Annotated in this window: 15 protein-coding genes; 7 read left to right on the top strand and 8 right to left on the bottom strand. The window is 46.2% G+C overall.

Annotated features, from left to right (window positions below; translation table 11 throughout):
• Positions 1-20: 20 nt before the first annotated feature.
• The 3 genes from ACE1CM_RS45285 to ACE1CM_RS45275 are packed head-to-tail and all read right to left on the bottom strand — an operon-like array spanning position 21 to position 1,880.
• A complete protein-coding gene (locus tag ACE1CM_RS45285) occupies positions 21-767 on the bottom strand; it encodes a hypothetical protein (RefSeq protein WP_374886138.1) in 747 nt (248 codons plus the stop codon).
• Between the two features lie 51 nt (positions 768-818).
• Positions 819-1,571 carry a hypothetical protein gene (locus ACE1CM_RS45280; RefSeq protein ID WP_374886137.1) on the bottom strand — a complete coding sequence of 251 codons (753 nt, stop codon included), beginning with the start codon at positions 1,569-1,571 and terminating at the stop codon, positions 819-821.
• Positions 1,572-1,610: 39 nt separating this feature from the next.
• On the bottom strand, positions 1,611-1,880 hold the full coding sequence (locus tag ACE1CM_RS45275) for a hypothetical protein (RefSeq protein ID WP_374886136.1): 270 nt from the start codon (positions 1,878-1,880) through the stop codon (positions 1,611-1,613).
• 657 nt (positions 1,881-2,537) lie between these two features.
• Here ACE1CM_RS45275 and ACE1CM_RS45270 point away from each other — a divergent pair.
• A complete protein-coding gene (locus tag ACE1CM_RS45270) occupies positions 2,538-2,903 on the top strand; it encodes a response regulator transcription factor (RefSeq protein ID WP_374886134.1) in 366 nt (121 codons plus the stop codon).
• A 262-nt stretch (positions 2,904-3,165) separates the two neighbouring features.
• Positions 3,166-3,597 carry a Fur family transcriptional regulator gene (locus ACE1CM_RS45265; protein ID WP_374886199.1) on the top strand — a complete coding sequence of 144 codons (432 nt, stop codon included), beginning with the start codon at positions 3,166-3,168 and terminating at the stop codon, positions 3,595-3,597.
• 221 nt (positions 3,598-3,818) lie between these two features.
• Here the strand turns inward: ACE1CM_RS45265 and ACE1CM_RS45260 are convergent, their stop codons facing one another.
• Both ACE1CM_RS45260 and ACE1CM_RS45255 read right to left on the bottom strand, forming a co-directional pair.
• Positions 3,819-6,884: a pentapeptide repeat-containing protein gene (locus ACE1CM_RS45260; RefSeq protein WP_374886132.1), complete on the bottom strand. Its 3,066-nt coding sequence runs from the start codon at positions 6,882-6,884 to the stop codon at positions 3,819-3,821.
• 57 nt (positions 6,885-6,941) lie between these two features.
• A complete protein-coding gene (locus tag ACE1CM_RS45255; protein WP_374886131.1) occupies positions 6,942-7,103 on the bottom strand; it encodes a hypothetical protein in 162 nt (53 codons plus the stop codon).
• A gap of 69 nt (positions 7,104-7,172) precedes the next feature.
• Here ACE1CM_RS45255 and ACE1CM_RS45250 point away from each other — a divergent pair, with 69 nt between their 5' ends.
• Positions 7,173-8,966, top strand: a complete 1,794-nt coding sequence (locus tag ACE1CM_RS45250) for a DUF3685 domain-containing protein (RefSeq protein ID WP_374886130.1) — start codon at positions 7,173-7,175, stop codon at positions 8,964-8,966.
• A gap of 215 nt (positions 8,967-9,181) precedes the next feature.
• Here the strand turns inward: ACE1CM_RS45250 and ACE1CM_RS45245 are convergent, their stop codons facing one another.
• The gene (locus ACE1CM_RS45245; protein ID WP_374886128.1) at positions 9,182-9,877 is read right to left on the bottom strand and encodes a Crp/Fnr family transcriptional regulator; all 696 of its coding nucleotides are present in this window, start codon (positions 9,875-9,877) and stop codon (positions 9,182-9,184) included.
• Positions 9,878-9,904: 27 nt separating this feature from the next.
• On the opposite strand from ACE1CM_RS45245, the gene ACE1CM_RS45240 reads away from it, so the two are divergent.
• Both ACE1CM_RS45240 and hcp read left to right on the top strand, forming a co-directional pair.
• Positions 9,905-11,275, top strand: a complete 1,371-nt coding sequence (locus ACE1CM_RS45240) for a GH1 family beta-glucosidase (protein ID WP_374886126.1) — start codon at positions 9,905-9,907, stop codon at positions 11,273-11,275.
• Positions 11,276-11,350: 75 nt separating this feature from the next.
• The gene (gene hcp / locus ACE1CM_RS45235) at positions 11,351-12,982 is read left to right on the top strand and encodes a hydroxylamine reductase (RefSeq protein WP_374886124.1); all 1,632 of its coding nucleotides are present in this window, start codon (positions 11,351-11,353) and stop codon (positions 12,980-12,982) included.
• A gap of 328 nt (positions 12,983-13,310) precedes the next feature.
• On the opposite strand, the gene ACE1CM_RS45230 is transcribed toward hcp, so the two are convergent.
• Complete coding sequence (locus tag ACE1CM_RS45230; RefSeq protein WP_374886122.1) at positions 13,311-13,946, bottom strand: DUF4291 domain-containing protein; 636 nt, start codon at positions 13,944-13,946, stop codon at positions 13,311-13,313.
• A 176-nt stretch (positions 13,947-14,122) separates the two neighbouring features.
• On the opposite strand from ACE1CM_RS45230, the gene ACE1CM_RS45225 reads away from it, so the two are divergent.
• Entirely contained in the window at positions 14,123-14,509 is a 387-nt protein-coding gene (locus ACE1CM_RS45225) for a hypothetical protein (protein WP_374886121.1), read from the top strand.
• 252 nt (positions 14,510-14,761) lie between these two features.
• Complete coding sequence (locus tag ACE1CM_RS45220) at positions 14,762-16,621, top strand: multicopper oxidase family protein (RefSeq protein ID WP_374886119.1); 1,860 nt, start codon at positions 14,762-14,764, stop codon at positions 16,619-16,621.
• Positions 16,622-16,864: 243 nt separating this feature from the next.
• Here the strand turns inward: ACE1CM_RS45220 and ACE1CM_RS45215 are convergent, their stop codons facing one another.
• Complete coding sequence (locus tag ACE1CM_RS45215; RefSeq protein WP_374886118.1) at positions 16,865-17,224, bottom strand: hypothetical protein; 360 nt, start codon at positions 17,222-17,224, stop codon at positions 16,865-16,867.
• Between the last annotated feature and the right edge of the window lie 277 nt (positions 17,225-17,501).

The following is a 17,501-nucleotide window of genomic DNA, read 5'->3' as shown; positions in this document are numbered from 1 at the left end:
AGTTACGACCGCAGCGAGTTTTAAGCGTAAGCGCGGCGGCGCTTACCATTCATTTTCCCTTGCAATTGATGCTGCGCTCGATGGGATTGCTTCATCACATTGGCAACTTGATTGGGATTGTCCAAAACTTTAGCTGTATTCGCTGCAAGCGCCCTCAAAGCCATTGTTTGCGAGAGCGGTTTCCCTTGTTCTACCTGATTCGCTAAACTTCCCATTGTTCCTTTCAAAACCTGCGGCACTGTCTGCAACAATTGTCGCGTATTCGGGTTCTTATACAAAGTGCGTCCCATGCGGGCTACACCTTGAACTAAAGAAGGAGCAACAGAAGTAATTGCTTTTGCTGCCGAGGGAATTAATCGCGCTGCCATTGGCACCAATGCGCCCAAAAATGCTTCTGCTTCCGCTTCACTTTCGCTATGCGCCGCTCTATAAGCCAGGTTTTCCATGACAATTTCATACTCAGTCATGGGAGCCGATTCAAATTCAAATTCCGATTCAAATTCGCCCTCACCTAATCCCAAAGCACCGCCTAATCCCTGGAGCAATTTGCCGATGAATGGATCGCCTTCATATTCGCCTTCGTACTCAAATTCAAATTCCCGCTGGCGTCGTCTGCGTCCGCCGCCAATTAAACTACCAACAGCTTTAATCGCCATCGGTGCTACGGCTTTAAGTGCGGGTAAAAGTAGGGGTAAAAATTCCTCGCTTTCGTATTCGCTGGCAAATTCACACTCGTATTCGCGATCGGTTTCGCTGTACTGACACATGATTTTTTCACCTTAGTTTGATTGGTAAAAAACCGCTAAACTCCCTCGGTTCTAGTAAAGTTCGTGTAACTCTCGATCGCCTCGGCGCTTCGCCGCTCTGGCACCGAGTGCTGCTGCACGAGCTGCCTCTTTTGCGGCTCTCTTTTCAACATTGGAAAGTCTTTGCCACTCTTCCCTGGAATAGCCAGGTGCTGGGACATCCAACCTCTTCTTATTCAACGGGGGAGCGATCTGGCGTTCGATTTCCCACTCACCTTCGTACTCATACTCTGACTGCTTAGCTGGTGTAGGTTTAGCAACTTTCTTCGCAGCTTCAGTCGAGCGCACCATCGCTTTAGCGCAAGCCATAGGATTGCTCAAAACTTTTTTGGTTTCCCCAGCCATAACTTGTGCGGCTGTTGTTGGGGTAACAGGCTTACCTTGAGCGGCTTGTTGTGCCAATTTCTGACCCGTGCGGGCAACAATTGTAGGTACAGTTTTTACTAGCGGACGAGTTGAAGGATGCTTGCGTAATGTACGAGTTAAAGTCGCTGCGCCTTTGACAACTTTGGGAGAAATGCGAGCCATAGAAGCTGTTTTAATCGGAATAATTCGAGCCGTAAAAGCGCCCGTATAAGCTTCGGCTTCGGCTTCGCTTTGCACTTGGCTCGCCATTGCTGCAAGAGCTTCTGCTAAAGCTTCTGGTTGCGGTGCGGCTTCGTATTCGTATTCGCTTTCAAATTCGTACTCGCTCTCAAATTCGCCGTTCAGTTCGTACTCAAATTCGCTTTCTCTTGCTAGCTGACCGGCAATATTCCCCACCATTGCGCCCACTTGCGGCCCGCCTATGGCTGTGCCTACTGCTCATGCAGCAATTGGGGCAACTTTTTTCAGTACCGGCGCTAATTTGCTAGCAATGCCACGAATTTTTCTGAAGAAAGCTTCACTTTCATACTCGCTTTCATACTCGCCTTCCCCTTCAAACATACCTAAAGCGCCGCCAACACCTTTGATAACGTCGCCGAGGAATTCCTCGCCTTCATACTCGCCCTCGTATTCGTTTTGTAATTCCGCCTCAAATTCGCTGGTTAATTCGCTCTCGAATTCATGTTGCATGGTTTCTCCGTCTAACATGACGCATCTCCTTATTTGATACTCTTTTCTAGCTATAACTGTTGACCCAAATAATTTCCTAGTCGCTTTTTTAAGTGACGCTCGTTTGGGGTAGCTCAAATGAGTGACACTCATTTTTGATCGGTGTAGGAATGTTAAGCGGTAATTGGTAATTGGTAATTGGTAATTGGATTCATTGGCAGTAGGGGCCGCTTTAACGAGATATCTCGTGGTGCCACAGATTGGTTGGTAAAACCCGCCCTTACGGTAAAACCCGCCCCTGCTCTTGACAATTACCCATTACCCTGGCGTCAGAAACCCGGTTTCTGAGTAGAGAGAAACCGGGTTTCTTTGGCTCGATGTAACTCTTTTGTGTGAGGCTCATGGGAGTGATAGCCGTCTATACTGAGCGAATGCTACCTGCAAGGGTGAAGGTTGCTCATTTATTTAGCCGAGGGTTATGGGTTGCCATATTGGTATGTCCATCAAAGTTGATACAGCTTTCCCAAAAATTATCCGTAATTTCTGTATTTTTTTGTGTAGGATAGAAGTATCAAGGGTCTGGTATTTCTGTGTTTTTTTGTCAAGAGTTTAGAAGAATTGTGTATCTACTCCCGATATTCTGTGTAGAATTACGAACTCTTCTTTTTATCCCCGATTAAGGAACGGCTAGATAACATGATTCCCCAAGAAGAAATTTTGAAGAATCTAGTGAAACAAGTTGATAATTCTGTTCCCTCAAAGGTGTTGCACCAAACTGAGGATACAGTAGACGAAGTTCTGTTTGAGTCTAATATTGATGGCACCTGCTATTACCTCGTCCGCAGCCGCCCCAGAGGCAATCATCCTACGCTTTTAAGTCCCCGCGAACGAGAGATTACTAAATTAGTGGCATTGGGTCTTGATAATAAATCAATTGGGAAAAAACTTGGCATCACTCACTGGACTGTGGCTACTTATTTGCGCCGTATTTTTAGCAAACTAGGCGTTAGTTCCAGAACCGCAATGATCGCTCGACTGTTAGAAGAAAACCTGCTCTCCTAATCGGGTGACGGTTTTTACTTTCCCAAGTGGTTGCTTTCTGCTACCGGGCCTTAAGCTAACCCAGCTCTACTTTACGCGCAGCGCCGCTGCTCAAACCCAGCTACGGCTAGACATTTTCAATTTGGCTAGGCTAAAGTTGTAATGAGTTTGTCTTAATTTAGGTAAAATAGTAAATAAACAGGATATGAGTAACTTACCAAAACCTCTTAGCTCTTCAAGTACGGAAAACGAAGGGATGGCTGCGGCGGTATCTATCGATACTATCAAACCGATTAGGTCTTTAGACGATGCTGTAGATCGGTGTCAAGCGCTGGGAATGCGGTTAAGCCGTCAGCGCCGTTTTATTCTGGAACTGCTGTGGCAAGCTCAAGAACACCTTTCGGCACGGGAAATCTACGATCGCTTAAATCAGCAAGGGAAAGCGATCGGTCATACGTCGGTGTATCAAAATTTAGAGGCGCTATCGAGTCAGGGCATTATTGAGTGTATCGAGCGCTCGGACGGTCGCTTGTACGGTAATATCAGCGACTCTCACAGCCATGTCAACTGTCTGGATACCAATCAGATTTTGGACGTTCATGTAGAATTGCCAAAGGATTTAATTCAACAAATCGAGCAACAAACCGGCGTCAAAATAACAGACTACACGATCAACTTTTACGGGTATCGGCAACCGAAAGCGAGTGATGGATGAGGGGGAATTGGGAATTGGTAATTGCTAATTGCTAATGGCTAATTGCAGATTTGATATGATGTCCGCCTAATTACTCTTAATAAAAATCTCTCCCTTGTCACCATGTCACCGTTCTCCCAAGTCATTCCTAACTATGGGTGAAGAACCGGACATCATATGAGATGGCAGATTCAAATCTAAAATCTAAAATCTAAAATCTAAAATTACCCATGACCTATTAGCTATTCCAAAAGTACTGTTTCGCCTTCCATCAGATCGGCATTAGTGGTGGTCGCTCCGACAACGGAACCTTGTCCGTGCTGAATTAAAAGCAGGGTTTGGTCGCCATCGTGGGATGCTTCAAAGCTGGCAGTTCTGGTATCTTCCAAACTAGCCAGAGCTTTTTGACAAGCTTGATATTGTTCGAGGGAAAACAACGCACCGTTTTTTTCCGCATAGTCTTTGGTGGCGTTGTCGAGTTGAGCTTGATACAAACAGGCGTTGGTGAGGCTGGCAAGTTGGAGGGTAGCACCGCAGAGATTAGCACCTGTTAGGTTAGCTCCTTCTAGCTTAGCGGCTGTAAGATTGGCTCCGGCTAGATTAGCGCCGGTGAGGTTAGCCCAAGATAAGTTGGCTTCTTGAAGGTTAGCATCTGTCAAATTGGCTCCTACTAACTCGGCTTTGAAGAAGCTGCTTTTCCAAAAGTTAGCTGCCGCCAGCATGGCATAATGCAAGCAAGCGCCATCTAAACTTAACTGATGCAGGCTGCCTCTGGCGCGCTGCCAGAAAGCTATGGGGGATAAGACGGTGGTGCGACCGATTAAAGTCAGGAGTTGGTCGGGATCGAACTCTTCCAGGATTGTTGGCTCGCCACAAGGGCAGAAGTCGAGCAACGCTTCTCGGTGACAAGCACAGAGCAACAAGAAGGTATTAAGACCAACAGCAGCATCGATTTGCAAGGCGTTGAGGGAGTTGTTAGCGCGCACCTTGTGGGCGATGCCGGTATCGAGCCACCTGCCGCGACAGTAAGAACGGTAGAAGCGATACAGGCGATCCGATAAAATTTCAAACGAGAACGCACTGCGCGATCGCGCTTCTTCCCGCCGCAGATACTCGATGGCGACTTGTTCCACCAGCGGTGGCAGAATGCCAAAGCAAAGCAAACTGTAAAGGTGAGACGCTACCTCATCAGGGGAATTGATGGCAAACTTGACTTCTCCATAGGGGTCTTGGACTTGTTGCGCCAGGATTTTGAGTTGTTGCGCGATCGCTACCCCAGCGAGATATTCTCCCAAACTGGGATGGGAGAATTCGATTTTTGTTGTCTGTCGATCATCGCTACTGATGCCAAAGTACAATGCTGGCAGCGTCATCTGTTCGGCAGGCTTTGTTGCTATTGACTTTTCACTACTTTGTATGATATTTAAAGCCGCGACTTCCATTTGCAGTAGCACAGCCCCAGGGGAGCGACCTTGGAGTAGATTAGCAATCGCTTCCGGACTGCGACAAGCATGGGCTAGACCTTCTCGCACTGGCAGGTGCATCCTTTCCGCTGCTGACATAGTGTCCGGTGGCTCGCCCAAAAGCCAACGACAAAGCCGGTCGTGGATTTCAAATTTTACTTTAGAACCGGGCAAGGGCAAGATACTTTCATCCAGCCAGCCGTCGCGGTGTAAAATCCCCGCCAGCAACATCATCAAAGGCTGGTGAACAAAGTTAGCAAAATCCTTCACGTCTGGTTTAAAGTGAAATACTCCGCTTTGTTTTAAAAAGTTAAAGTAACCTTGGGCAATGTATTTGGATTGCAGTTTCGACCACTGCTTAAACCACAGTTTTAATTGCTCCTGGTCTAAAGGTTGAATCACAATGCGCCGGAACTGCTGGGATAAACCCCGTGGTTGCAGGGGTTTGCTGCTGTAGGCACCCTCAAGGATACCAGAGCTTAAGGTCAAAACAATCTTGTGACGAGGTCGTCCAGAAGCGTTCGTGCTTTGAGCGATAAACTGACTTACCTGATCGAGGAAAGTAGAAAGGTGACGTTCGGTTTGGGGAGAGCGAGGCAGTTCGTCCAATCCATCTAAGATTAACAAGACTGGCGGGTGTGGCGGCACTAGCCAGCCATCGGCGTCGGTAAACTTTCCCAAAGGGAAGGCTGTAGCGAGGGTTTGTGCCAAACTGCGGCATAGACTAGCATCTCGCAAGCGGATCGATACGGGCATCCAAACTGGATAAAGCTCTTGGGCTACTTTTGCCGCGAAGAGTTGGCAAAAACTGGTTTTGCCTGCGCCTGGGGGAGCTTCTACTACAGCAACGGTTTCTAAATCTGCCAGTTGGTTGGTTGCCCATTCCATCAAGTCTACGGGTGAAGGCGCTTTTTCTCCCTTAGCGCTGTTGATTTCAATTCCCTTAAGCGGAATGTATAAATCTTTGAGGGCAAAGGGTTCTTCGAGTACTGGAGTCCCCAATGCTTTGAGGAGCGAGGCGCGGTAAGATTCGCGGTGCAAGTCAATCGCAGTGGGTGTTAAGCCAGGGGGAGCGAACTCAGTGGTTGGTTCGGTTTCTAGTTCTAGGTTGTCAGGTGAGGCGGCGAGTTGACCGAGTGCTTCCGGGGTGCTGGGGATATTTCCCAAGCGGACAAATTTTTGCAGTTGAGCTAAAGGCAGGGCATTAAAAGCGATCGCTTCCAGCAGGTAACCTGGAAGTGCGTAGACCAAGCGTTGTACGATCAGTTTGGCTTCGGTTTCTTCAGCACCGTTTGCCATCAGCCAAGCGATCGCCAGGTTATTCATTTGCTGACCGAGAAATGACTCACCTAGCAATGACAGCGCCTGTTCCGCTTGCGTATCAGATAGTCTACCCGGTCGCAGGGTTTTTAGCAGTCCTTGCAGTTGCGGATCGCCCAGAGCTTGCTTGCTGGGTTGTGTTGGTAGTTGCGCCAACAGACTAGCTCGATTTAACCAGGGTCTTAAAATCCGGTTTTCTTGCTCTAAAATCTGATGCAACGCCCGCAGATAGGCGATTTGAAACGCCAGCCAAGTTCCTTCATTGCGTTTGAGTGGCTTCTTGCGATGCCAAACTCGCAGCAATTCAACCGTCAGATCGGCAGCTGGCTGCATTTGTTGCCATGCTAGACTCCAAGGCAGTTCCAAAACTTCTGCGAACGGACAGATATCAAAAGTCGTTAGGCTTTTGACTTGCATATCTTGAACCAGGCGGAAGGCAATACCCGCAGTTTGGGCGCCTGGTGTTTTGAGCTGGGTCAACTGAATGTTATACTCTGCCAGCCACTGCCTAATGCTTAAGCTCATCGAACCTCTAAGGAAACGGCTCCCTATTAGGCCATTATGAGCTATGTTTTTGCTTGACTAACATCCCCCTGGCAAATCGGGAAAGTGGCTAACTTTTTCCGGTAAGTAGAGAGACTTGCGTGCTTCCGGAACATGGGGGAGATTGCCCAGATAACGAAGATAAAGGAGATTTCCCAGAGTGGTGAGATTGCAGAGACGAGGAAGCAATATTTTTGCCATTTTTCCTCACTTGCTTGTGTTTTTGACCCGGAAAAATGTTAAGAAAAGTCATAGCCTTGCTGGTGACCGATGACCACTGACCCAGATGCAATATCCGTGAGCGATCGCCAAATGCAAATACTGCTAATCGATGATGACCCTATTTTCCGACTGGGCCTGCGCGTTTTTGTCGAGCAATTTGGCGATCTGCAAGTCGTCGCCGAGGCAGATCGGCTAACTACAGTTTGGCAAATTCTCACTAGCGGTCAGCCCCCCGTTGACTTGGTCGTTTTAAACTTGGATTTGGGTCGGAGCGATTCAAATCTCGCGTCGGGTCTAGAAATCTGCCAGCAACTCAAAACTCAGTATCCCAATTTGCCCATATTGTTGCTCAGTACTTTAAGAGACAAAGACTCCCTAGCAGCAGCACGCCAAGCAGGCGTTGAGGGCTATTGTCCTAAAGGCACGGCTGTTTCAGAGTTAGTGAATATTATTCGTCAAGTTGCTGCGGGTGAACGTTACTGGCAAGAAACACCGACGACCAGACAAACAAGTCAGATCGCCTCACCCCCTCGCCTTCTCCCCCCTAACTCTACCTTATCCCTGTTGCGCCAGCGCCTCCACCAGTCTGGACTACGGCAAATTGACGCCGCTTTAGCCCAAGTAACCGCCGAATTACAAAATGTCGCACGATCAACTCTCGATCAAGCCATTCTCGCGGGACGACGGCGGGAGTTGCTCGCTTCCCGTTGGCTCGTAGAATGGCTTTTAGCACCCCGCGTCACAACGCCGCTAATGCTGGAAGGCGAGCAACGTAGCACAGGCGTCTCGCCTGTGGGAGCAGAGGAGCAGGGGACTCCGGCAGCAGAGGAGTTATATGCTTCTGCTATGTCCGGAGCGGAACTTAGTGCCAGTACTTGGCAATCTGTTTTATTTGATAATACTTTTGCCAAAATTCAGTATGGCGTCCAAAACCTTACCGACATTCCCCTAGAAATTGAGATTTTTAGGTCTGATAAAAAGCAGGAATTGCTGTGTTTAATTTTACGAAAATTATCCGAAATTTTGGGAGAATTGCGCTTTTCCCAAGTGCAGTCCGAGCAGTTATCCCAAAAGCGAACAGCTATTTTGCAGGATTTGTGGCGATCTGCGACTACTGATTTTTTTGGTAAGTATTATACCCTGCAAATCGGCTATCAGGAATTAGAAGTTGTGAATGTTTTGCTGCAAGATGCTTTAATCGTTCAAACTGCTATTCTCGATAAAATTCCCCTCGTTGCCGAGTGGTTCGACTATCTGCTATTTCAAACTCCTTTAACGATTGATAATGCATTGTACTCCCCTGGAAGTCCTGAAGCGCTGGCCAGAGGGGAAATTTTGATGCATAATTTAGTGATTCAAGTCGCTAATGCTGTCGTTCAACCGCTTTTGAATCGATTTGCTGATGTGGAAACGATTAAACAGAACTTCTATGACAGTCGGTTAATATCAACGCGGGAAATTGAGCGATTCAGGAATAATTTATCTTGGAGATATCGCTTAAGAAAATATGTCTACGAACCGGCAGAAATTTTTGAAAGTCGATATGTTTTATTTATTTTTGCCGGGCGGGGAATTAGAAAAATATCTATTTATGCCCCTCGCAGTCAAGAGCTAGAAAACTTAAGCGGCGTTCAACAAACGGTGACTTTATTGTTGGAAACGAGAGATGCGATATCGCCTCGTATCCGTTCAGTTGTTGCCTTCGTCGGTAAAGGTGTAGTTTATGTATTAACCCAAGTCATAGGGCGAGGAATTGGTTTAGTTGGTCGAGGAGTGATTCAAGGAATTGGAAACTCTTTACAAGATAATCGGTTTAAAAATAATAGCGATCGCCAGAAATAATTTTGGGAATTGGTAATTGGTAATTGCTAATTGCTAATTGCTAATGCTGCTTTTTCCATTACTCAGATCTTGCACCAGGGCTAACACCAAAGTTTCTGGCAAATAGCTAAACTTGAAAGCCTAGATTTTTCGTCAAGAAACAAGGGTTTCAAGGCAGGTTGAGAATGGTGCAAGATGTGAGATTAGCGATTAGCGATTAGCAATTAGCAAGCAGTCTATATTTTTAGACCTCCTGCTAATCCGATTAAACGTTGTCGGTCTAACAACTTAATTTTAGAGCCATTCGTGCTAATAATATCCTCAGCACTGAGTTTGGCAAAAACCCGCGATAGCGTTTCTGGAATTGTCCCCAAAAGCGCAGCTAACTGTGATTTAGTCATGTCAAGTTCGACGAGATCGCTGCTGTTATTTCGGTCGCTTAAATAGAGCAAATAAGTCGCCAGTCTTCCCGGAACTTCTTTTAAAGATAAATCTTCCACTAACTGAGCCATTATGCGTAAGTGACGCGCAAAAACCCCTAGAATTTTGATAGCTAAAGTAGGTTGCTCTTGCAGCAAGTTTAAAAAAGAGGTTCGCGGGAAGAATAACAACTCGCTTGTCTCCAGCGCCATAGCGGAAGCGGGGAAGTTTTGACCATCAAACGCGGGAACTTCAGCAAAATGATCGCCAGCGCCAAATAAGTGCAAAATCTGTTCTTTGCCTTCAGCAGAAGTTTTATAGACTTTAACCCGACCGGAAACTACAATAAAGAAACCGCTGCCTTCATCCCCCGCTTGGAAGATTATTTCACCTTTGGAATAAGTTTGAGCGATCGCAATCTTAGCCAACTGCTCAACTTGCTCTGCCGGTAGGCCGCGCCAAAGTTTAATATTAGACAAGAATTCTCTCAGTTGACTGTCTTGCTTGAGCATGGTTATTCTTACGTAAAGGAAAGGTTAATGAGTTACAAATTTCCCAACAATTTTATCTGGGGTGCTGCTACTTCTGCCTATCAAATCGAAGGGGCAGCAACAGAAAACAATCGCCAACCCAGCGTTTGGGATACTTTCTGTACTATACCAAATCGGGTTGTTAACGGCGATACAGGTGAAGTCGCTTGCGACCACTATCATCGCTACGAAACCGATGTCAAGCTGATGGGAGAACTGGGTATTAAAGACTATCGCTTCAGCATTGCATGGCCTAGAATTATTCCTGCGGGGCGCGGCAGTGTCAACGAGGCAGGTGTTGATTTTTACAAGCGGTTAGCCGATTGTTTGTTAGAACATGGGATTATCCCACACGCTACCTTGTTTCACTGGGATAGTCCGCAAGCATTAGAAGATTTATATGGTTCTTGGCAACGTCGCCAAATGGCACAAGACTATGCTGATTATGTTACTGCCGTCGTGAGTCGTTTGGGCGATCGCATCACCCACTGGATGACCCTCAACGAAATTTCCTGCTTTACCCACATGGGTTATGCTGTCGATGCAACTCCAGTACATGCCCCCGGTACGCAGCTTACCAGCAAAAAAGCCGTCTGGCAGACTTCTCACCATGCTTTACTAGGACACGGGTTAGGTTGTCAAGCCATCCGCGCCGCTTCCCCTCGTTCCTGTAAAGTATCGTTGGTGGATAATTTTTGTGTAACGGTTCCCCTCTACGAGTCACCGGAAAATATTGCTGCTACCCAAAAAGCCTTTCATACTTGCGGCTCTAATGGCGGTATTATTTTTCCAGCCTTGACAGGTGCTTATAGTCCCGCTTTGCTGGAAATCTTAGGCGAAGATGCACCGGATATTCAAGCTGGAGATTTAGAAATCATCCATCAACCTTTAGACTATTTAGGTCTGAATATATACAAGGGCGCTTACGTGCGCGCGATAGACAACGAACAAGGTTACGAGATACTTGACTTGCCCAAAGGGTATCCTAAAATGCACATGCCTTGGTTAAATATTGTCCCGGAAAGCATTTATTGGGGAATTCGTCACGTCAGCGACACTTTGGGACGGAAAGATTTACCTATATTGATTACAGAAAATGGCTGTGCGGCACAAGATGAAATTAATGCTCAAGGTGAGGTAATCGATAGCGATCGCATTCTATACTTGCGACAGTACTTAAAGTCGGCTCACCGTGCTTTAAGCGAGGGTTACCCTTTAACTGGATACTTTCTTTGGAGTTTGATGGATAATTTTGAATGGTCGTGGGGTTATGACCGTCGCTTTGGCATTATTTACATAGATTATCAAACGCAACAACGCTTACCTAAAGCCAGTTTCCATTGGTATCGCGAGTGTATTCGTCAAAATCGAGTTGTCTAATTTGACTTAAGTCAAGGCGCTATCCTTTGCACCGCCCTACAGTGGGGATAGATAAAGCAACGAGGAGACAGAACAATGTTTTGCGAACAATGCGAACAAACCGCCAGCGGACAAGGATGCCATCAATGGGGTGCTTGTGGTAAAAGTCCTGAAGTCAATGCTCTACAAGACTTATTAATTCACTGCTTGCGGGGACTGTCCCAAGTGGCGCTCAAGGCTCGCGAGTTGGGTCAAAATACTCATGAAGTGGATGTTTTTACTTGCGAAGCGCTGTTTGCAACGATGACTAATGTTAATTTTAGCACAAAGTGCTTTACCGAGTATATTCGTCATGCGATCGCGCTGAGAGAAAGCTTAAAAGCTCAACTCCAACCAATCGAATGGTCAGATTTGGCTAACTTTACCCCCGATTTCGACGACGACTTAGTGCAGCAAGGCAAAGATATAGAATATGAATTTATCAGCAAATCAGCCAGCAATGTAGATATTTTTTCCCTTAAACTGACCGTCACTTATGGCATCAAAGGTCTTGCTTCCTACGCCTTCCACGCTCAAGAATTGGGGCAAGAAGATGACAGACTTTACACCTTCTGTCACGCAGCTTTAGCCGCGATTAACCGCCAAGACCTCAGCCTCGATGATTGGGTAAATCTGGCACTTAAAGTCGGCGAAATGAACCTGCGGGCGATGGAACTTCTCGACGCTGGAAACACAGGAACTTACGGTCATCCCACGCCGACAGTTGTTCCCCTCAACGCCAAAAAAGGCAAAGCAATTTTAGTTTCCGGTCACGACCTCAAACAACTGGGAGAACTGCTCAAACAAACGGAAAATACTGGCATTTTAGTTTACACCCACGGCGAATTGCTGCCCGCCCACGGTTATCCAAAATTAAAGCAGAAATATCCCCATCTTTACGGTCACTACGGCACCGCTTGGCAGAATCAAACCAAAGAGTTTGCTAAGTTCCCCGGCCCGATTTTAATCACCACAAACTGCTTAATGCCGCCTCACGAATCTTACATTAATAAATTGTACTCCGTCGGCCCAGTTGGCTGGCCTGGAGTTACTCACTTGCCTTCACCAAATCTCGTCCCAGACTACTCACCCATCATCCAAAAGGCATTAGAAATGCCAGGATTTGTAGAAGATGGAGAACTGCGCCAAGTAACGACAGGTTTTGCACGCAATGCGGTATTAAGTGTTGCGGGGGAAGTAATTGAAGCAGTGAAACGGGGAGATATTCGGCACTTCTTCTTAGTTGGAGGTTGCGATGGTGCCAAACCAGACCGCAATTACTATACCGAATTTGTGGAAAAAGTGCCTAAAGATTGCGTCGTGCTAACTCTTGCTTGTGGGAAGTTCCGCTTCTTTGATAAAGAATTGGGCGATATTGGCGGCATTCCTCGCTTAATGGATGTGGGACAGTGCAACGATGCTTATTCGGCGATTCAAATTGCCCTGGCGTTGGCGAATGCTTTTAACGTAGGTGTGAATCAATTACCCCTATCGATGATTCTGTCTTGGTACGAACAAAAAGCCGTGGCGATTTTGCTGACGCTACTTCATCTGGGAATTCAGAATATCCGGTTGGGACCAACCTTACCAGCGTTTATCTCGCCGAACGTTTTCAAGCTGCTTTCCCAGAAGTATAATTTGAAATCGATCGCAACTCCGGATGAAGATTTAGCTGCTTGTCTCGGTTAAACCTCAGACTGAAGTCTGAGTCTACACAAACGAAGCCCGCCTGCGCGGGCTTTAAATTTCAGGACTTACCCAAAGTCTCTATATGTAGGGTGCGTTAACGCAGTGTAACGCACCATCTCCACCATATCTGGAGTTGCTGCGTAAGTCCTGAATTTATTACAGTAAAGTAAAACCAAATATTAAAAGTTGGAATTAAGTAGGTGCAGGTAAATAAAGTGAAAATAGCTATCCAATCCTATGGCGGGCGGGACGCCCACCCCACAAAACCTTCAATCTCTTGTGGGGTGGGCGTCTCGCCCGCCATTGTGGTGAGTTTATTTATATTCACCTACTTAATGCCTAATCTCTGAGATAAATCGGCGTTTTCAACAGAAAACACGCTTTCAGCAGGTGTTATCAATTGTGCCCAATCTTGAGACTTAACATATTGATGCTGCTGTCTGACAAACTCAGAAATATCTTCAATATTCACAATCCAATCCCGTGCGTAATGGGATAGAATTTCGCCACGCAACCCCAATTGAATTGCTCGTCGTTCTAACTTAGCACCCGATGGATCGCGATCTGGATCCCACTGCAACCGCACCAAGGATGTCGCAACTGCTTGTTTCCATTCCTTTTGACTAGAATAGACACCTGCTACAAAATTTGAATGAATAGCAGCTGCTAAAATATGCTCAAAAGCAGACCGTTTAATCCAAATGGCAAGTATCACTTCTTGTCCTATTTTAGTTCCCCACCCCGAACGATACATCATCCACAGAAAGTTGGGCTTAATCCAACTCATTCGGTTCAGGCTAAATTCACCACCAAAGTAACCATGCGACGCGGCAAAGTTACCGATTGCAGGTCGATAAGCTTGGTAGACAACAATCGATTCGTCGTCAAACTGCGCCAGAATATGACGCCCATTTTTAGGCCAACAATCTATTTGTGCTAAGTAACTTTCTGTTACCAGCTTCACAAAACACCTCTGTCATATCAATAATTGTGTCTTATATTGTAATACACGAGCGGTCAAATGTAGGCATCAGTAGGGTGCGTTAGCCGAGAGTACGGCACCGTTATATTTGAAGTTTTATATCAGAGCAATTTTTGTTTGTTCTACAATCAAAATAGGCAACATAGGAGGAACAAGCGATGATTTTGCGCTACGTTCTAGCATGGATTCCGATGGTGTTCATAGGCGTCATCAATGGCATACTTCGAGAGGTGACTTACGGGAAATATCTCAATGAGTTGCGCCCCCATCAAGTTTCCACCGCTACTGGAGTTTTATTGTTAGGTCTTTACATCTTTTTGGTAGCGCGCCTTTGGGGTTTTGAGTCACCCACACAGGCACTAATTATTGGATGCATCTGGCTGGCGCTTACTGTTGGCTTTGAATTTATCTTTGGTCACTATATTGCAGGTCATTCATGGAGTAAGCTTCTTGCCGACTACAATATATTCGCTGGAAGACTTTGGAGTATAGTTTTGCTCTGGGTTGCTGTTGCTCCAGTGCTGTTTTACCGTCTTCTAGGTTAAGGCATCAGTAGGGTGCGTTAGCGTTAGCGTGACGCACCTTATATTTGAAGCATCTGTAGGGTGCGTTAGCGTTAGCGTGACGCACCTGATATTTGAAGTTTTATATCAATGGGAGCGCAGCGCCGGTAGCACAATTATTGATATAAATTAAATTTAGTTAAATTTCTGAAAAATTACCGCCATCTTTCCAGAGTTATAAGCATTCCTAGTAAATAAGATTCAACGAAGCAATAGGAATCTCTGGAGGAAGGGATGAAACTAACGCGGCGCGAAGCACTCAAACTCGGATTAGTTGGAAGTGGAGTACTTCTGTCACCTTTTGGATTTGCAAAAAGTGCTTGGGCGCAATCTTCTAATTGTACTAAAGAAATGCTGCCACCGAGTACGCAAACCCCCCAGTTGAGTCCACTCATCAAGCGCTTCGACCAACCCCTCCGCATCCCGGAACCACTCAAACCTTCTCTCAGCAAAACCTACCAAGTTGTCCACGAAGGGCAAACCTTTGACCAGCCAATTGATTACTATCAAATCGAGATGCGGAAGCAGACAGTAGAAATTGTCCCAGCTAAAGATGGGAAACCTGCAATTACCGCTGAAGCTTGGACTTATAACGGTTCTTTTCCCGGCCCCCTCATCCATCAACAAAAAAACCGCCAATCCTGCATTCGCTTTATCAATAATTTGGGAAAAGATGCAGCAGGAAAAGAAATTTGCACTTCGGTTCACTTGCACGGAATGGCTTCGCTTCCCCAATACGATGGCTATGCAGAAGACTTAATTCCCGTCGGCTATTACAAAGATTATTACTATCCCAACAACCGCGCTTCTATTCTTTGGTATCACGACCACGCCGTCCACAAAACTTCCCGCAACGTTTACATGGGACTGGCGGGCATGTATATCGTTGATTATGCCAAAGAAGACTTCTGTAACCCGAAGGATTTTGGCTGCTTACCCAAGGGAGAATTCGAGATACCGCTTGTCATTCAAGATAAAACATTCGAGATTCCCAACAAAAGTAACCCAAATCAGTGGAAACTTGTATTCAACGATCGCAGACAGCGGGGAGTGTATGCCGATGCTATCCTAATCAATGGCGTACCCTGGCCTCACATGAAAGTCAAGCGGCGGAAATACTACTTCCGACTCTTAAATGCTTCGGCTTCTCGCACTTATCAATTAACACTAAGCGGCGATCCTGTCAAGTTAACAACCGATGCCGATAAACTGACCAAAAATAACGAAAAAGTTCAAATAAAGGTCATCGGTACGGATGCGGGACTGTTAAGCAAAGCGGTAGATCTAAATGCACCAAATCAATACTTGCGGATAGGAGTTGCAGAACGCTACGGCATCATTATTGATTTTTCCGTATTCCGCCCGGAAGTGAAACAGGTTTATTTGAGGAATATTGTTTTTCCCGGTAATCTTGGTGCTGAATCTCAAGCATTGATGCGCTTTGATTTAGAAGATGGGGAAGTAGCAGATGATAGCTTCATTCCTGACAACTTAGGTATCCTAACTCGGCGGGAAGAATTAGAAAAACGGGCTGTACAAACGCGCACATTTCAGTTTGGGCGGGGCGGACAGTGGACAATTAACGGCAGAACTTGGAGTCCCACCCGCGTAGAAGCCAATCCCAATCAATGCGATATTGAAATTTGGAACTTAGTTAATACAGGAGGTTGGACCCATCCAGTCCACATTCACTTGATCGATTTTCAAATTATCGATCGCAACGGACGACCTCCCCTACCTTACGAACGAGGGTGGAAAGATGTTGTCATCCTGGGTGATTTGGAGACAATTCGAGTCGTAGCGAAGTTTGCGCCCCACCGAGGCAAATATATGATGCATTGTCATAACATCGTCCATGAAGACCACGATATGATGACTCAATTTGAAATAGGTGAAGGCGGACAAGATCCGCTTTCTGATTGTGCCAAACCTTTACCGCCTCCACCCCTCGGTTCTACCACTCCGCCGCCGTTGATGGAAGAGAAGCTTCCTTGTAAATGTTTAGAACCGCTTCCCAATAGTTGCTGTGCCGATCCGCTTTCTCCTGATTGTCCGGTGCAAATTACCATTCCCGAACGGTGCAAAAAGGTTTAAAAAGTCTACAGAAACCCGGTTTATTAAAGAAACCGGGTTTCTCTTGAAAAATCGTCGCAACAGAACTAGAGATCGACGCAGAAACCCGGTTTCTAAAGTCAAGAAACCGGGTTTCTCTCAAAGTGGTCTTATATCGAATCCGTTTGCATCAGAATTACTTTGTGTAGCGGCAATTAGCAATTAGCAATTAGCAATTACCAACAAAGCCAATCATTCCGATGCAACCGAATTTGATATTACCTCTTATGGCTGGATGATAAAAGGAGTGTCGCTATTGTCGGAACCTCGGTTCCCGGCAGCGTCGAAGGCTACCACCTGAATGACGGCTTTGCTGGTTGCCGGTCCAGTTACCTGCCAGTCGTAGGACATATCATCGCCATCTAGACCTTTGACAATGGGTGCAAACGTACCGTTTTGCCCTTGCCGCGAGATCCTCACCCTGTGTTCTACAATACCGACATTGTCGAGACTTTTCCACATGATGGTCACCCAATCCCCTACTTTGAAGATCTCGCCGCCATTGGGGGAAATGACTTTAACAAGAGGCGCTTGGGTGTCAGGAAGTGCCTCGATAGTCAAGTTGGCGCTTTTGTCGTTCTCCATATTAATGTCTCCGTAAATGAACAACTTTGTAGATGTATACGCTGACTGATTAAGCTTGGATTTATAACAGAAAAAAAGTTTCGTCCTCAACCATTCTGTTAATCATATGACTTACGCACGACGCTCTTAGAAACCGGGTTTCTTGCTGCGATCTATGGTTGCCAAACCGAAGATTTTTCATCGAAACCCGGTTTCTTTGCGTAAGTCCTGAATCAGTAACGTCCACAACTTATAGATGTATACGTTGACTAATTCAGCTTGGATCTATAGCGGATTA

It is taken from the genome of Microseira sp. BLCC-F43, assembly GCF_041929235.1.
Taxonomy (GTDB): Bacteria; Cyanobacteriota; Cyanobacteriia; order Cyanobacteriales; family Aerosakkonemataceae; genus Microseira.
This window is presented reverse-complemented; position numbering and strand designations above follow the sequence as displayed.

Coding starts and splice junctions, on each gene's coding strand:
- ACE1CM_RS45225 (WP_374886121.1), top strand. CDS start 14,123: ATGATTTTGCGCTACGTTCTAGCATGGATTCCGATGGTGTTCATAGGC.
- ACE1CM_RS45240 (WP_374886126.1), top strand. CDS start 9,905: ATGAGTTACAAATTTCCCAACAATTTTATCTGGGGTGCTGCTACTTCT.
- ACE1CM_RS45285 (WP_374886138.1), bottom strand. CDS start 767: ATGTGTCAGTACAGCGAAACCGATCGCGAATACGAGTGTGAATTTGCC.
- ACE1CM_RS45255 (WP_374886131.1), bottom strand. CDS start 7,103: ATGGCAAAAATATTGCTTCCTCGTCTCTGCAATCTCACCACTCTGGGA.
- ACE1CM_RS45270 (WP_374886134.1), top strand. CDS start 2,538: ATGATTCCCCAAGAAGAAATTTTGAAGAATCTAGTGAAACAAGTTGAT.
- ACE1CM_RS45280 (WP_374886137.1), bottom strand. CDS start 1,571: ATGGTGGGGAATATTGCCGGTCAGCTAGCAAGAGAAAGCGAATTTGAG.
- ACE1CM_RS45260 (WP_374886132.1), bottom strand. CDS start 6,884: ATGAGCTTAAGCATTAGGCAGTGGCTGGCAGAGTATAACATTCAGTTG.
- ACE1CM_RS45245 (WP_374886128.1), bottom strand. CDS start 9,877: ATGCTCAAGCAAGACAGTCAACTGAGAGAATTCTTGTCTAATATTAAA.
- ACE1CM_RS45250 (WP_374886130.1), top strand. CDS start 7,173: ATGACCACTGACCCAGATGCAATATCCGTGAGCGATCGCCAAATGCAA.
- ACE1CM_RS45215 (WP_374886118.1), bottom strand. CDS start 17,224: ATGGAGAACGACAAAAGCGCCAACTTGACTATCGAGGCACTTCCTGAC.
- hcp (WP_374886124.1), top strand. CDS start 11,351: ATGTTTTGCGAACAATGCGAACAAACCGCCAGCGGACAAGGATGCCAT.
- ACE1CM_RS45220 (WP_374886119.1), top strand. CDS start 14,762: ATGAAACTAACGCGGCGCGAAGCACTCAAACTCGGATTAGTTGGAAGT.
- ACE1CM_RS45275 (WP_374886136.1), bottom strand. CDS start 1,880: ATGTTAGACGGAGAAACCATGCAACATGAATTCGAGAGCGAATTAACC.